The organism is Actinomycetota bacterium (assembly GCA_035640355.1).
Lineage (GTDB): Bacteria > Actinomycetota > UBA4738 > UBA4738 > HRBIN12 > CALGFI01.
Window position 1 is genome coordinate 1 of the sequence record DASQWI010000012.1, and the last position, 15950, is coordinate 15950.

Genomic DNA, 15950 nt, shown 5'->3' on the forward strand with positions numbered 1-15950 from the left:
CGGGATGGACGTCGCGATTCGCGAGGCGGACGTCGCTCCGATGCAGGTACAGGGGCCGAAGGCGAAGGGCGTCATCGGTTCCCTGTTCGGCGACGAGGTTCGCGACCTCCGCTACTACCGGTGCGCCGAGGCGGAGGTCGATGGGATCCCCGTGGTCGTCTCGCGGACGGGCTGGACGGGCGAGGTCGGCTACGAGATCTACCTGCGCGACTGCTCCCGGGGCGACGACCTGTTCGAGCACGTGCTGCGAGCGGGGGAGCCGTACGGCGCCAGGGTGATCGCACCGAGCGAGGCCCGCAGGATCGAGGCCGGCATCTTCAACTACGGCTCGGACATGCGGATCGAGGACACGCCGTTGCACGTGACCGGTCTCGAGAAGTTCGTTGAGTGGAACAAGGACCGGCCCTTCCTCGGTCGCGAACGACTCGAGCAGATCCGGGACGACAAGCTCCTCGACCGGAAGCTCGTGGGGATCGAGATCGGCGGCGACCCGATGACCGATGAGGGCGCATTGAACGACTTCTGGCCGCTCGTCGAGGGCGACGCCACCGTCGGGCGCGTCACAGCGGGTGCGTGGTCGCCACGCTTGAAGAAGAACATCGGCTACGGCTGGGTTCCGATCCGACGACAGGAACCGGGGTCCGAGCTCGAGGCGGACACGCCTCGCGGCCGCGTCCCGGTGACGGTGGCGCCGTTGCCGTTCCTCGACCCAAACAAGGACGTCCCCAAATCGTAGCCTCGCCGGAATGACCGGTTCCGTCCGCTTCGACCGAGCTGCCGAGTTCTACGACCGGACGCGCGCGATCTCCGATGAGGCGATGGCCCGAACGATGGAGCTCCTGTCCTCCGAGCTCCGTGGACGGGGCCGAGTCCTCGAGGTCGGCGTCGGCACGGGACTGCTCGCCCTCCCCCTGCACGAGCGCCACGTCGACCTCGTCGGCGTGGACATCTCGGCGCCGATGTTGGCCAAGCTCGTGGACAAAGCCGGGGAACGCGCTCCGTTTCCCCTCGTCCTCGCGGACGCGACGCGATTGCCGTTCCGTGACCATGGGTTTGGCGCCGCGTACCTGCGATGGGTACTCCATCTCATCCCGGATTGGCCGGGGGTCGTGGCCGAAGTCCTTCGCGCCGTCCGGCCGGGAGGAGTATTCCTGGTGAACCTGGGCGCGTACGGCGGAGAGCGCGACGAGATCAAGGAACGCTTTGCCGAGCTCGTCGGGTTGAAGCTCGATCCGATCGGCATTCACTGGGACGACTACGGTGCGCTCGACGCGGTGCTCGTCGAGCTCGGGACTCGGCCGCGAGAGCTACCGCCGGTGCACGAGGGTGGCGACGACCCCCTTGGACTGTTCTTGGACGGCATCCGCGACAACCTCTACTCATGGACCTGGGTCGTCCCCGAAGACGATCGCCTCCGCGCGCACGAAGAAGTTCGACGGTGGGCGGCCGAGCGTTTCGGCGACCTGGATGCACCTCGACCGTACGAGCGAGCAACGCGCTGGAGGGCATTCGATATCCCCTGAGTGTCGGACGTTGAGGCCTCATCGCCGCGGCGAGCGGCAGGTATCCTTCCGTCGTTCCGCGTCCTGACCGGAGGCCGCATGCCGATCACCGAGGTCGACAAGATCTGGATGGACGGCGAGCTCGTGAACTGGCGAGACGCCAATGTTCACGTTCTCAGCCACGCGCTTCATTACGGGAGCGGCGTATTCGAGGGGATCCGCGCATACGAAACCTCGCGCGGCGCAGCGGTGTGGCACCTCGACGAGCACATGAAGCGCTTCTTCCGGTCCGCGAAGCTGTATCACATGGAAATCCCGTACTCGCTCGAGGCGATCACCGAAGCTGTCAAGGACGTGATCCGCTCGAACGCCCTGAACGCGTGCTACATCCGCCCCGTCGCGCTTCGCGGGTACGGCGAGATGGGCGTGAACCCGCTCAACGCGCCGGTGAACGTCTTCGTCGCCGTATGGCCGTGGGGTGCGTATCTCGGCGAGGACGCGCTGGAACAAGGCGTGCGGATCAAGATCTCGTCGTGGCGGCGGAACTCACAGAACTCGCTCCCGGCCGCCGCGAAAGCGACCGGTCAGTACATCAACAGCGTCCTGGCGAAGGTGGAGAGCCTGAAGGCGGGCTACGACGAGGCGATCATGTTGAACGAGTCCGGGTTCATCACCGACGGGTCGGGTGAGAACGTCTTCATCGTCCGCGATAGCGGCCTCACGACGCCGCCCATTCAGGCAGGATGTTTGGATGGGATCACGCGGCACAGCGTGATGACGATCGCACGCGACCTCGGATACGAGGTGCGCGAGGAGAACCTGGTGAGGACGGATCTGTACAACGCGGACGAGGTGTTCTTCACCGGCACCGCCGCGGAGATCACGCCGATCCGCGAAGTGGACGACCGCGTGGTGGGGGAGGGGCATCGCGGCCCCATCACCAAGGAGCTCCAGGGTGCGTTCTTCTCGGCGACCAAGGGTGAGACCGAGCGGTACGCGAGCTGGCTCACCTACGTGAACGGGTGAGCGAGGAGGCTCGATACCGCCTCCCGCGGACGGTCGTCCCGCGCCGCTACGACCTCGTTTTCGACCCCGACCTCGACGCGGAGACGTTCTCGGGTAGCGAGACCGTCGAGATCGAGGTGCGCGAGAACGTCGACGAGGTCGTCCTGAACGCCGCGGAGCTCGACGTCACATCGGCCGCGCTCGAACGTGACGGAACCAGCATCGCCGTCACCGACGTTCGACTCGACGACGAGACCGAACGCGCCCACTTGCGGCTCGCCGAGGGCGCCGAACCCGGCGAGTGGAGCCTGCACATCGCGTTCCGCGGCCGACTGTCGAACCGACTCCGGGGCTTCTACCGCTCGACGTACGTGGACGAGAGCGGCACCACGCGTGCAATCGCCACGACCCACTTCGAGGCGACGGATGCCCGCCGGGCGTTCCCATGCTGGGACGAGCCCGACCTGAAGGCGGTGTTCGGGGTCACCCTGGACGTCGATGACGGCATCCTCGCCATCTCGAACGCGCCGGAGGTCGAGCGCGAGCCGCTCGGCGAGGGTCGGGTGCGCGTGTCGTTCGCGGACACGATGCCGATGTCGACGTACCTCGTCGCGTTCATCGTCGGGCCGCTCGAGGCGACCGCGGCGGTCGACGTAGACGGCGTTCCGCTACGCGTCGTGTTCGAGCCCGGGAGGGGCCACCTGACCTCGTACGCGCTCGAGGTAGGGGCGTTCTGCCTACGGTTCTTCTCGGAGTACTACGGAATCCCGTATCCCGACTCGAAGGTCGACCTGATCGCCGTCCCGGACTTCGCGCAGGGCGCGATGGAGAACACCGGTGCCATCACGTTCCGCGACAACCTGTTGCTGGTCGACCCGAACAAGGCGACGCAGCCCGAGCTCGCTGCCGTTGCCGATGTCATCGCCCACGAGCTGGCACACATGTGGTTCGGCAACCTGGTCACCATGCGGTGGTGGAACGGCATCTGGTTGAACGAGGCGTTCGCGACGTTCATGGAGATCCTGGCGGTTGACGCGTTCCGCCCGGACTGGGAGCGGTGGACCCACTTCCTCAGGGTGCGCTCGTCAGCGTTCGACGTCGACGCGCTCGAGAGCACCCGCTCGATCGAGTACCCGGTCGCCTCGCCGGACGACGCCGACGGGATGTTCGACACGCTCACGTACACCAAGGGGGCCGCGGTTCTGCGCATGCTGGAGCGGTATCTGGGCGCCGAGCGGTTCCGAGACGGCATTCGCAAGTACCTCGCCGACCACCGGTTCGGGAACACCGAGACGCACGATCTATGGGACGCGATCGAGATGGCGACCGGCGAGCCCGTGCGGCGAATCATGGACGGCTGGATCTGGCAGGGCGGCTACCCGCTCGTGTCGGCGGAGCTCGAGGGCGATCTCGTTCGGCTGGCGCAGCGACGCTTCCTGCTCTCGAGCGAAGACGGCGACGCGGCGTGGGACGTGCCGTTGCTCGTTCGGGCCGCCGGGAAGACCGAACCCGTCCTCGTGGAGCCGAGTGGGGCGTCCGTTCCGGCGCCGGGCGACGGTCCCATCGTCGTGAACGCGGGGGCTCACGCGTTCGCGCGGGTGCGATACGACCAGGAGCTGCTGGGCCGGATCGCGGCGTCGCTCGACAGCTTGTCCACGGACGAGCGTACGCAGCTCGTCGACGACACCTGGGCGGCCGTGGTTGCCGGTCGGACGTCGGCCGCGGAGTTCTGTCGGTTCGCCGGCGCGTTCCGCAACGAGGACGAGCTTCCGGTGTGGTCGTCGCTCCTGGAAGGAATCAGGTGGTGTGACCGGCTGCTCGACGCGGGACCGCGTGAGCACTACCGGGCCTGGGTTCGATCGCTGATGGGTCCGGTGCTCGAGCGGATCGGGTGGGAACCGCGCCAGGGTGAACGCGACCTGACGCGATCGCTCCGAGGCACGCTGATGAGCGCCATCGCCATCCTGGGAGCCGATCCGAACGCCCAGGCGCTGGCCCGCGAGGTCGAGCTCCGTGCGCGAGCCGATGGAGACGAAGAGCCATCGCTCGCGGCCGCCTCGATCGTCATCGTGGCCTCGGGCGGTGGGCCCGCCGAGTACGACGCGTACCTGAAGGCGCGGACGACGGCACGAACGCCACAGGAGCGATTGCGGTACCTGTACGCGCTCGCCGATTTCCGCGACGCGGTGCTGTTCGAGCGCACGCTGGACCTCTCGCTGACGGAAGAGATTCGTCCGCAGGAGACGCCGTGGGTGCTGACACGTGCGATGTCCAATCGAGAGCAGGGACCGAGCGCCTGGCGGTTCGTGAAGGAACGGTGGGGGGACATCGTCTCCAGAGTCGCGCCGTCGAACGTCGTGTTCGTCGTGGACGCGCTGCCCTACCTGGCGACTCCCCAGCTCGTGGACGAAGCCGCGGCGTTCTTCGTCGAGCACCCCATCCCGCAGTCGGCGCTCCAGCTGCAGCAACTGCTCGAACGCCAGCGCGTGAACGCCGACCTCCGGCGCCGAGCGGTCCCCGAGCTGCAGTCGTTCTTCAGCGCGCCGCCGCAGTAAGGCGGCTTCGAGGGCTCGCGCAGCGTCGCTTGACACGCTGAAGCGCGCGGCCATACGTTCGGTAGCGAACGACCCACCTGTCTTGAGGAGGAGGTTTCGCACGGCCGTCGTCGAGGACGTCGAGGTCTCAACGGAGCATTGGATCGGCGGCGAACGGGTCGCCTCGGCATCGACGTTCCAGGACGTGTCGCCGATCGACGAGAGTGTGCTGGCCGAGGTCTCGCGGGGCGGTACCTCTGAGGTCGATCGGGCCGTCTGGGCTGCGCGCGCCGCAACCGATACGTGGGGCCGAACGTCCGCGATGGAGCGAGCGGCCGTCCTTCACCGGATCGCGGATCTCGTCGAGGAGCTGGTCGAGCCGCTCGCTGCCGTGGAGACACGAGACAACGGCTCGTTGCTGCGCTCACATCGCAACTCGGTGATGCCGCGCGTCGCGAGAAACTTCCGCTTCTTCGCAGACCAGCTCACGGAGCTCGACGAGTCGTTCGACATGAATGGTTTCGAGAGCCGCACCGAGTGGGACCCGTCGGGTGTCACCGCCGTGATCACGCCGTGGAACGCGCCCCTCATGCTGGCCACGTGGCGGGTCGCGCCGGCCCTCGCCGCGGGAAACGCCGTGATCGCCAAGCCGCCCGAGTGGGCGCCGCTCACCGCGTCGCTGCTCGCCAACATCTCGCGCGAGGCGGGCCTGCCGGATGGCGCGTACAACGTCGTGCAGGGGATCGGCGAGGAGGCCGGCGCGGCACTCACGCGCCATCCTGGCGTGAACCGAATCGCGTTCACCGGCTCGATCGAGACCGGGAAGATCGTGGCTCAGGCCGCGGCGGAGAATCTCACGCCCGTCTCGTTGGAGCTCGGCGGTAAGTCGCCGTTCGTCGCGTTCGGGGACGCCGACATGGCGGCGACGGTGAAGCAGGCCGTGAACCAGTTCGACAACGCGGGACAGGTCTGCCTGGCCGGCACGAGGCTGCTCGTGGAGCGGTCGATGCACGACGAGTTCATCGACCGGTTCATCGAGGCCGCCGGCGCGATCGTGCAGGGCGACCCGCGCGACGAGGCGACCGACATCGGACCACAGATCACGCGAGAGCACTTCGAGCGTGTGGACGGGTTCGTACAGCGAGCGAAGGCGGAGGGTGCAAAGGCCATTCTGGGCGGTGGACCGAACGAGGATCTGGGCGGGCTCTACTACCGCCCCACGCTCTTCGTCGACGTGCCGCCCGGCGCCGAGGTGCTCCGCAAGGAGGTGTTCGGCCCGGTCCTCACGCTGCAGACGTTCGAGGACGAGGAGGAGGCGATCGCGCTCGCGAACGAGACGGAGTACGGGTTGGCGGCGATCCTGTACACGGGCGATCGGGAGCGCGCCGATCGCGTCGCCTCCCGTCTCGTGGCAGGAACGGTGTGGGTGAACTGCTTCTTCGTTCGAGACCTTCATGCGCCGTTCGGCGGCGCGCGATCGTCGGGTGTCGGCCGCGAAGGCGGCGTGTACAGCTTCGACTTCTACGCGGACGTGAAGAACGTCTGTGCGGCGCCATGGGCGGGGGTAGCACGGTGAGCGAAGCGAACGTTGTGCGGACCCCCCACCGAGAGTGAGGATGGCGATGGAGGGTGCAGATGGGTGAGGTCGTCGGCGCGGCGCTCGTCGCGCACGTTCCCACGATCATGCTGCCGGAGGAAGTGCGACTGGAGATCAACGAGGGCAAGGAGATCACACTCGTTCCCGGGCTCCAGCGGATCAAGTCGGAATGTCTGGATCGTCTTCGGCCCGACACGGTGATCGTGTTCGATACGCACTGGGAGTCGACGTTCGAGCACATCGTCACGTCGCACGACCGGCGTCAGGGAAAGTTCACGTCGCACGAGCTGCCTCGCGGCATGCGCCAGATCCCGTACGACATGCCTGGTGACCCCGCGCTGGCCAAGGCGATCGCGTCGCAGGCGGACGGCCGAGACGACATATGGATCCTGGCGAACGACGACCCGTACCTTCCGATCTTCTACGGCACGGTGAACATCTGGACGTTCCTCGGCGATCCGGAGACGGCATGGATCAGCGTGGCCGTGAACCAGTGCTGCGAGACCGAGGACTTCTTGCTGTTCGGCGAGCTGATCGGGAAGGCCGTCGAGCAGAGCGACCGACGCGTGGTGTTGCTCGCGTCCGGCGGGATGACGCACCGGTTCTTCGCGTTCAAGGAGCTCCGCAAGAGAGAGAGCCAGCGTGCGCCCGACAACATCTACGACCGGAGGTACTACGACGCCGACATGAAGGTTCTCGACATGATGAAGCGAGGCGATCACGGCCGCGTCGTCGACGGCATGCCGGAGTACAGGAAGGCATACCCGGAGGGGCACTTCGGTCACTACTTGATGATGGCCGGCGCGATCGGCGGCCGATCGTGCACGGCGCCCGGGGAGCAGTTCAGCGAGTACGAGGCCTCGGTCGGAACGGGACAGGTCCACGTGTGGTTCGACCGCCCGGAGGCCGGCTGGACCGCCCGGGACGTTGCGTGAGAACGCGATAGCCGCGCGCGACCGGATGCGGTAGAAGCAGCGCACGACGACGAGGAGGGGGGAGTCGTGGCAGACACGATGATGCCGCCGCCACCACCGGCGACGGCTAGCGGAACGGCGCGCGAGGAATACGAGCGTCTCGGACAGAAGAAGCTGACGCTGGTCGATGTGCTCGCCCAGTCGGTCGGCTTCATGGGGCCCGTGTTCGTGGCGGCGTTCATCATCCCGCTGGTCATCGGGTTCAACTTCTCGGGTCGGGGCGCGGGAATCTCGACACCTCTCGCCGTCCTGCTCGCGGGAGCGGGGACGTTCGCTCTCGGCTGGATCGTCGCTCAGTACGCAAAGCGGATCCACGCGGCCGGATCGCTGTACGACTACGTGTCCGCAGGCCTGGGACGCACGGTCGGGGCGGGCGCGGGGTGGCTGTACTACGGGGGAACGATCATCCTCACGACCGGCCTCGGGCTGCTCATCGGCGGGTACGTGCACGACAACCTGTGGCCCGTGCTGTTCGACGCCGAATCACCGTTGGACGTCTGGGTGTGGGACGTCATCTTTGCGCTGGGTCTGTTCGTGGTGCTGTTTCTCGGGGTCCAGATCTCGACTCGAGTCCAGCTCACGCTGGCGTTGATCTCGATCGCGGTGCTGCTGACCTTCTTCGTCACGGTGATCGCCGACCTCGGTGCGGACAACGACTTCGGCGTGGTCTTCGATCCCTCGCCGGAAGGCGGCTTCAGCGGCATCCTGTTCGGCGTCCTCTACGGCGTCCTCGCCTTCGTCGGCTTCGAGACGGCGGCGAACCTGGCGGAGGAGACGGCCGAGCCCAAGCGCTCGATCCCTCGCGCCGTGCTCGGTGCGGTCTTGATTGTGGCGGTGTTCTATCTGATCGCGGCCTACGTCGAGGTCGCGGGGTTTGGGTTCGATCTCTCGGTGATCCTGGATCCGGCCGTCGCGAGCGCGCCGCTGTTCGCCCTCGCCGATCCATCGAGCCAGTTCGGCTCCGACTTCTGGCTCAAGATCGTGTTGGTAGTGGTCTTCCTCGACATGCTGGCCGTCTACATCGGCGCTGCGGTCGCCTCGACGCACGGGGTGTTCGCACTCGCACGCGACCGCCGGCTCCCCGCCATGGCAGCGGGTGTATCCCGCAGGTACGGAACGCCGGTTGGCGCGATCGCGTTGTTGATGGTCGTTCAGGCCGTGCTCATCGTGGTGTCGGAAGCGAACGACACCCTCCTCGCGCTCCCCGACTTCCCCCACTACTACTCGGTGTTCGTGTGGTGCGCCACGTTCGGCGGATTCGCGCTGCTGGTCGTCTATCTGCTCATGTCGATCGGTGCGTTCAGGGAGGTCGCGAACAACCCGAACAAGGCCGGGCTCGTCATCGCGGCCATCTTGGGCATCGCCATCACGGCTGCGGGAATTTGGGGATCGTTCTACAAGGTTCCGAGTCCGACCCTGATCGCTCCGTGGTCCGCTCTCATCTGGTTCGCAGTCGGCATCGTGTACATGCTCGCGGTGAAGGGGCGCGCGCCGGCAAGCGAAGCGCTATCCGAGTTGCGCGGCTGAGATAACCGGTGTCCGGGGCGCGAGCGGGGCTCCCGCCCCGGCTCGTTCTCATCCTGTCCGAGAACTGGACGCTGTGGTCCCCACGAGACCTCGGCGCGCTTGTGAACGCGGCCGTCGAGGCTGAGCAGGCCGGGTTCGACGGCGTGATGGTGAGCGAGCACGTCGTGCTCGGACCCGGATCGGACGCCGATGGCGTACCGGAGAACCCGCGCGACTACGCGCTGCCCGGGAACCAGGATCCGTCGATGGCTTGGCCGGATCCCCTCTTGGTGCTGGCTGCGGTCTCGTCCGTGACGAGAACCCTCCGACTGATCGCGAGCTCGGTCATCGCGCCGCTCCGGCACCCACTCGCGCTGGCCAAGCAGCTCGCCACGCTCGATCTGTTGTCGCGCGGGCGGCTGGTCGTCCAGCCCACGGTCAGCTGGCACCGCGCCGAGTACGACGCGCTCGGCGTTCCGTTCTCCAAGCGCGGGGAGCTGCTCGACGAGCTTCTCGAGGTGTGGCGCGCGGCGTGGGTCGATCCCCGGGTGTCGTTCCGCGGGCGCCACTATCGATTCGACGGGGTATGGGTCGAGCCGAAGCCGCACCGGCCGGACGGTCCGCATCTGTGGTTCGGCAGCACGTCGATGCACAACGCCCTCCTCCGCCGACTCGTGCGCTACGGGAGCGGGTTCAACCCGCTGGGCGCGCCGACCGACGAGGATCTCGAGCGGTTGCGCACGGCGATGTCGGCCGCCGGCCGTGGCCTCTCCGAGCTGGAGATGGTCGGCGGTGCGCGCGGCCGGTTCCCCGATGCGACCACCGTCGCCGATCTCGACACCGCTCTTTCGACGATCCCTGCTCAGATCCAACGGGGCTTCACGACGATCTGCATCAAGCCGTCCCAGTTCATCGACGATCCGCGCGAGATCGGCGCGTTCTGCCGCGACGTCGTCGGGCGCGTTGGCGCCCTGACGTCATGACGGCGGGGGTGGCTGATCGAACGGGATCGTCGCGATGTCCGCGGCCAGGCCACCCGCATCGGCGACGAGCACCGAGCCGGTAACGATCGATGATTCGTTGGACGCGAGGAACAGGATGCACGACGCGATCTCGTCGGCGGTCGCCGGCCGGCGCAGCGGCACGGTCGCCGTCGCGAGCGCATACGCCTCCTCGCGCGTCATGCCCCGTCGCCCGGCGACCGTGTCCATCTCGTCGTCTCCCATCGGTGTCACCACCCATCCCGGGGCGACGGCGTTCGCTCGGATGCCGTGCGGCCCGAAGTCGACCGCGATCGATCGGGCCAGGCCGAGGAGCGCGTGCTTGGAAGTCACGTAGGCCGCCGAGTCGGTCGCGCTGACCAAACCCGACGTACTCGACACGAGCACGACCGAGCCACCGCCGCGCTCGATCAGGGCGGGGATCGCCGCGCGGACGAGTCGTAGGACGCCTGTCACGTTCACATCGAGCGTCCGTTGCCACCGCTCGTCGTCGACGTCGCCCGCGGTGCCGCCGAATCCGGTTCCCGCGTTGCCGACGACGACGTCGAGTCCGCCGAACGTCTCGACCGCGGCCCGGACGGCGGCGGGCGCGTGCTCAGGATCCGTCACGTCGCCCGGAACGGCGATCGACCCAGTGTCCGCGGCGACCACGTCGAGCGGTTCCTTCCGCCGGCCGGTCACGACGACCTTCGCTCCCTCCGCCGCGAACCGCCGGGCCGTGGCCGCGCCGATGCCCGTTCCACCGCCGCTGACGATGGCCACCTTGCCCTCGAGCCGCATCGCACCGCCTTCGCTACGCTCGGCGGACGATACCCGACGGCACAAGCGAGAACGCGTTCGAGGATGGCGTCGATGGCAAACATGGAACCGCTCCGGCGGGAGGATCATCCGGAGCTCGAGGAACTGTGGCTGTTGTACGACGACACCATGTCGTTCGTTCCGAACAGCCTGTTCACCATGGCCCGACGCCCGGAGATCCTGAGTGCGTTCAGCGAGCTGATCACGCAGATCTGGCGGACGGGCACCGTTCCGGTGGGACTCAAGCCGCTCGTAGCGATCGTCGCCAGCACAGCAGCCGGCTGCCGCTATTGCCAGGCGCACGAGACGGTGGACGCGAAGATGCGCGGGGTCGACGAGCGCAAGATCGCCGAGATCTGGGACTTCGAGCGGTCGCCGCTGTACTCGGAAGCGGAACGTGTTGCCCTCCGATTCGCTCGGGACGCCAGCGTGGTGCCGAACGCCGTTACGCCAGAGCACTTCGCCGAGCTCAGACGCCACTGGGACGACGGCGAGATCGTCGAGATCCTCGCGGTGATCGGGTTGTTCGGATTCCTGAACCGGTGGAACGACTCGATGGCCACCGATCTCGAGGACGTTCCGGCCGCCTTCGCGAACCGAACCATCGGGGAGCATGGTTGGGACGCGGGCAAGCACGGATGACGATCGGCGACAAGATCACGCTGGAGGAGCTCGAACGAGACCCCTACCCCATCTACGCCCTCCTCCGGGATCAGGAGCCGGTGAGCTGGGTCCCCGCCGTTCAGCTGTGGCTCGTGACGCGCTATGAGGACGTGCGCACAGTCGACCTCTCGCCGGAGATCTTCACCGCCGCCACCGATCCCTCGACCCTGAACCGAACGATGGGCGTGAACATGCTCGGATCCGAAGGGCCCGCCCAGGAGCGCATGAGGCGGATCGTCGAGCCGCCGTTCCGCCCCCGGGACGTGGAGGAACGGACGCAAGGCATGATCCCGAAGCTCGCCCACGAGCTCATCGACGGGTTCGGCGACCGAGGCGGATGCGACCTGTTCCGTGAGTTCGCCGACCCGATGAGCGTCAGGTCGCTCCGGTTCATGCTCGGGCTCGACGAGATCGCGTGGGAGGACCTGCTCCGGTGGAACGAGGGGCTGATGCCGGGGTTGGCGAACTTCGAAGCCGATCCTGCCAAGCAGGCGCCGGCCGACGAGGCAAGCGCGGCGATGGGGGAGGCGATCGGGCGCGTGCTGGACCGTCTCGAACGCGAACCGGACGGCTCGGTGCTCTCGTGGATGCTCCACCGCTCTGGCCAGGACGCGATGTCACGCGACGAGATCGTGGCGAACACGAAGCTGATGCTCTCCGGCGGCCTGCAAGAACCGCGCGACGTGATCGCGCTCGTCGTCTGGGCGCTCGGATCGTACCCGGAGCAGCTTGCCGAGGTTCGCAGCGATCGAGCGCTGATCAAGCCGGCAGTCGAGGAGACGTTGCGGTGGGCCGGACCGGTCGGCACGTCGACCCGACAGACGACAGAGACGGTCGAGGTTGCCGGCACCAAGCTCGAGGAGGGCGCGCTGATCGCCGCCGTTCTATCGAGCGCGAACCGCGATCCAAATCGGTTCTTCGAGCCGGACCGGTTCGACGTCCATCGGGGAGAGGGAGCGCACGTGGCGTTCGGCGTCGGCAACCATTTCTGCCTCGGCGCTTGGTTCGGCCGACACCTCGCCCGCGTGTCACTCGACATCCTGCTCGATCGTCTGCCGAACCTGAGGCTCGATCCCGATCGTCCACCGACGATCAGCGGTTGGGAATTCCGCGCACCGAACTCGACGTGGGTACGGTGGGACCCTCCATGATCCGGCCATGACACGGCAGCCGCGGGAGCCCGCTCGAGCAGAGGTCGTCGGCTCGCTGCTGCGTCCCCGAGCGCTCCGACTCGCGATCGATTCGTTCTACGAGCCCGGTCACTCAGCGATCTTGCCCGACGAGCGCGCGAAGGACCGAACCGCTCTTGAAGCGCTCGAGGATGAGGCAATCCGCGACGCGGTGCGCCGGCAGATCGATCTTGGCCTGGATGTCGTCACGGACGGTGAGTTCCGTCGCTGGATGTTCCTGAACTCGTTCTACGACGCCGTCGAAGGTTTCCGCACCGACAACATCGTGCACTTCCGAAACGCGCAGGGCGACGACGTGCCGCTGTCGGTGCACGAGATCGTCGACCGGCTGAAGCAAGTGGATTCACCTGGCGCGCGCGAGGCGGCGTTCATGACGGCAGCGACGGACGGGCACCCGTTCAAGGTGACGTTCCCCGCGCCGTCGATCTTCGGCCATCCGTTCTCGTACAAGCCCGGGATCACGTCTGGGTACGAGTCGCTCGAGGAGTTCGTTGCGCACGCCGTCGAGATCGAACGCGCGCTCGTCGCGGACGCGATCTCGTCGGGTGCCCGGTACGTCCAGTTCGACTTTCCCCTCTATCCGTACTTGGTTGATCCGGCGTGGGTGGCGAGGTTCGAGGAGCACGGCCATGATGTCGACACCCTCGTCGATGCCTCCGTCGCAGCCGATACGGCGATCCTCGAGGACATCCCGAACGACATCACGACCGCCCTGCACATCTGTCGAGGCAACTACCGCTCGTCGTGGATGTGCGAGGGCTCCCTCGAGCCCGTTGCGGATCGCGTGTTCGGGACGCTGCCGTACGACGCGTTCCTCGTCGAATGGGACGACCTCGGCCGCGACGGCGGCTTCGAGCCGGTCCGGTACCTGCGGGACGGATCGATCATGGTGATGGGCATCGTGTCGACGAAGACGCCGGCGCTCGAGGACGAGGACGATCTCGTCGGGCGGATGGAGGCGGCCGCTGCGTTCGTCGGTGGTGATATGGACCGACTCGCTATCAGTCCCCAATGCGGGTTCGCCAGCGTGATGGTCGGCAACGAAATCGACGAGGACGTCCAGTGGCGCAAACTCGCGCTCGTCGCGAGTGTCGCCGATCGCCTGTGGAGCTGATCGAGCAGTCTCGGCGTTAGAGTCGAACCGATGAGCGACGGCGAACGGCCGCTGCGGCTCGACGTTCCACGCGAGGAGGCGCTCGCCCACGCGGTCGAACTGGTGACCGACGCGTGGCGTTCGTTCGACCGTTTCCGGCCGGAGGAGCCGGCGCTCGACGACCGTGTTCGCGAGCTGCTGCGCTCTGGCATGCCGTGGGATCCGACGGCGGTGCACGAAGCGCTCGAGGACACGGGGAGGATCCTCGATGAGTCGATCGCGCAGCCGAGACCGCGCTACTTCGCGTTCATCGGTTCGAGCGGCCTGGAGATCGGGACGATCGGCGACCTCCTCGCGCACACGTACGACATCAACCTCGCCGTCGACGCCCGCGCCGCCACCGAGATCGAGAAGCAGGCGGTGCGATGGGCCGCCGAGTTCATCGGATATCCGTCTGGTTGCGCGGGCGCGTTCACGAGCGGGGGAACTGTCTCGAATACGAGCGCCCTCGCGGCCGCCCGGGAGTACGCCGTTCCGGGCAGCCGGCACGACGGCCTGGGAAACACGCGCGTCGCCGTGTACTGCTCGGAGGAGGTTCACTACTCGATCACGCGAGCGGTGGAGATGCTCGGCATCGGCTCGCGGAACCTCCGTGCGGTCCCGCTCGACAAGGACCGAGGCCTCATCGCGAGCGCTCTGGCCGACGCGATCGACGGGGACGTCGCCGATGGCGTCGTTCCCATCGCCGTCGTCGCGACCGCCGGCACGACGCTCACCGGCGCGATCGACCCGCTCGAGGAGATCGCCGACATCTGCGCCGAGCGCAACGTGTGGATGCACGTCGACGGCGCATACGGGCTGCCGGCGGCGCAGCTTCGGCCGGACCTGTTTCGGGGGTTCGAACGAGCGCAGTCCGTCTCCATTGACGCGCACAAGTGGCTGTACCTGCCGAAGGCGTGCGGGGTCGTCCTCGTTCGGCGTCAGGAAGACCTCATCGCCTCGTTCGCGCACGAGCAAGGCTACCTGCCGCACCAGCGCCACGACCTCCACGCCGTCGACATCACGTTCGAGTACTCGAGGCCGTTCCGAGCGTTGAAGTTCTGGCTCGCCATGCGCGCGCACGGCGCACGCGCGTTCCGCGACGCCATCGAACGCAACCTGCGCGAGGCGCAACTGCTGTACGAAGCGCTCGTTGAACGGGACGACTTCGACCCGCTCGGCGAGCCGAAGCTGTCGATCGTTCCGTTCCGTCACGTGCCGCCGGGCGTGGACGACCCGAACGCACACAACCAGCGCCTGGCCGAGGCCCTCCAGGCAGACGGCAGATTCTGGATCGCGAGCGCGCTCATCGACGGCGACGTTTACCTGCGGCCGTGTTTCGTGAACTTCCGAACGACCGAGGAGGACGTGCTCGATCTGGTCGACGTCGCCGCCGAGATCGGCGAGCGCCTCCGACGTGGATCGGCGTCAGGGTCCTGACGCCCTCGGTCGCCCCGATCACTGTCCCGCGTCAGGGTTCTGACGGCTCTTTCGCCAGCGAGCGGTGCGTGTGCCTCTACACTCCCGGGTTATGACCGAGCCGGTCGTGGGCGTTGTGATGGGGTCCGCGTCCGACTGGGAGACGATGCGTCACTGCGCCGACCAACTTCGCGCGTTCGGAGTGCCGTTCGAGACCCGGGTGCTCTCTGCCCACCGAACCCCCGACGAGCTCGCGTCGTGGATCCGCTCGGCGGAGGAGCGCGGCGTCAAGGTCTTCGTCGCGGCGGCGGGCATGGCTGCAGCTCTTCCCGGAGTCGTCGCGTCTCAGACGACGCTGCCCGTCTTGGGTGTCCCGATGGAGTCAAAGCTCCTCGGCGGGCTCGACTCGCTCCTTTCGATGGTGCAGATGCCGGGCGGCATCCCGGTCGGCGTCCTCGCCGTCGGTAAGTCGGGCGCGGTGAACGCGGCCATCCTGGCGACGCAGATGCTCGGGCTGGCAGACGCCGGTTTCCGCGAGGCAGTAATAAAGCACCGCTCGGCTCAGGCAGAGACAATCCTGGCCGAGCGCGATCCTTCCATCTGAAATCGCATACGGGACGTGCCCGGAT

The 15950-nt window shown here is 67.4% G+C and carries 14 protein-coding genes; 13 read left to right on the top strand and 1 reads right to left on the bottom strand.

Annotated features, from left to right (window positions below; all coding sequences use genetic code 11):
- The 8 genes from VFA08_06895 to VFA08_06930 form a co-directional block, all read left to right on the top strand.
- Positions 1-736, top strand: a 736-nt coding sequence (locus tag VFA08_06895) for a glycine cleavage T C-terminal barrel domain-containing protein (GenBank protein ID HYZ13321.1), incomplete at its 5' end; no start/stop codon positions are given.
- Between the two features lie 10 nt (positions 737-746).
- Complete coding sequence (locus VFA08_06900) at positions 747-1523, top strand: class I SAM-dependent methyltransferase (protein HYZ13322.1); 777 nt, start codon at positions 747-749, stop codon at positions 1521-1523.
- Positions 1524-1601: 78 nt separating this feature from the next.
- Positions 1602-2528: a branched-chain amino acid transaminase gene (locus VFA08_06905; GenBank protein HYZ13323.1), complete on the top strand. Its 927-nt coding sequence runs from the start codon at positions 1602-1604 to the stop codon at positions 2526-2528.
- The gene (locus VFA08_06910) at positions 2525-5062 is read left to right on the top strand and encodes a M1 family metallopeptidase (GenBank protein ID HYZ13324.1); all 2538 of its coding nucleotides are present in this window, start codon (positions 2525-2527) and stop codon (positions 5060-5062) included. Before VFA08_06905 ends, VFA08_06910 begins: the two co-directional genes overlap by 4 nt.
- 82 nt (positions 5063-5144) lie before the next feature.
- Entirely contained in the window at positions 5145-6617 is a 1473-nt protein-coding gene (locus tag VFA08_06915; protein HYZ13325.1) for an aldehyde dehydrogenase, read from the top strand.
- A gap of 59 nt (positions 6618-6676) precedes the next feature.
- A complete protein-coding gene (locus VFA08_06920; protein ID HYZ13326.1) occupies positions 6677-7573 on the top strand; it encodes a catechol 1,2-dioxygenase in 897 nt (298 codons plus the stop codon).
- Between the two features lie 66 nt (positions 7574-7639).
- On the top strand, positions 7640-9139 hold the full coding sequence (locus VFA08_06925) for an APC family permease (protein HYZ13327.1): 1500 nt from the start codon (positions 7640-7642) through the stop codon (positions 9137-9139).
- 8 nt (positions 9140-9147) lie between these two features.
- The gene (locus tag VFA08_06930) at positions 9148-10101 is read left to right on the top strand and encodes a TIGR03619 family F420-dependent LLM class oxidoreductase (protein ID HYZ13328.1); all 954 of its coding nucleotides are present in this window, start codon (positions 9148-9150) and stop codon (positions 10099-10101) included.
- Here the strand turns inward: VFA08_06930 and VFA08_06935 are convergent.
- Positions 10096-10899 (bottom strand): SDR family oxidoreductase, encoded by an 804-nt coding sequence (locus VFA08_06935; protein HYZ13329.1) that lies wholly within the window; start codon positions 10897-10899, stop codon positions 10096-10098. The two genes, VFA08_06930 and VFA08_06935, sit on opposite strands and share 6 nt — an antisense overlap.
- A gap of 72 nt (positions 10900-10971) precedes the next feature.
- Between VFA08_06935 and VFA08_06940 the strand changes: the two genes are divergently transcribed.
- From VFA08_06940 to purE, 5 genes are all read left to right on the top strand, one after another.
- Complete coding sequence (locus VFA08_06940; GenBank protein HYZ13330.1) at positions 10972-11559, top strand: carboxymuconolactone decarboxylase family protein; 588 nt, start codon at positions 10972-10974, stop codon at positions 11557-11559.
- Positions 11556-12731, top strand: a complete 1176-nt coding sequence (locus tag VFA08_06945) for a cytochrome P450 (protein ID HYZ13331.1) — start codon at positions 11556-11558, stop codon at positions 12729-12731. The genes VFA08_06940 and VFA08_06945 overlap by 4 nt, the downstream gene beginning before the upstream one ends.
- 7 nt (positions 12732-12738) lie before the next feature.
- On the top strand, positions 12739-13884 hold the full coding sequence (locus tag VFA08_06950) for a 5-methyltetrahydropteroyltriglutamate--homocysteine S-methyltransferase (GenBank protein HYZ13332.1): 1146 nt from the start codon (positions 12739-12741) through the stop codon (positions 13882-13884).
- A 30-nt stretch (positions 13885-13914) separates the two neighbouring features.
- Positions 13915-15342 (top strand): aminotransferase class V-fold PLP-dependent enzyme, encoded by a 1428-nt coding sequence (locus VFA08_06955; GenBank protein ID HYZ13333.1) that lies wholly within the window; start codon positions 13915-13917, stop codon positions 15340-15342.
- Positions 15343-15433: 91 nt separating this feature from the next.
- Positions 15434-15925: a 5-(carboxyamino)imidazole ribonucleotide mutase gene (gene purE / locus VFA08_06960; GenBank protein ID HYZ13334.1), complete on the top strand. Its 492-nt coding sequence runs from the start codon at positions 15434-15436 to the stop codon at positions 15923-15925.
- Positions 15926-15950: the final 25 nt, after the last annotated feature.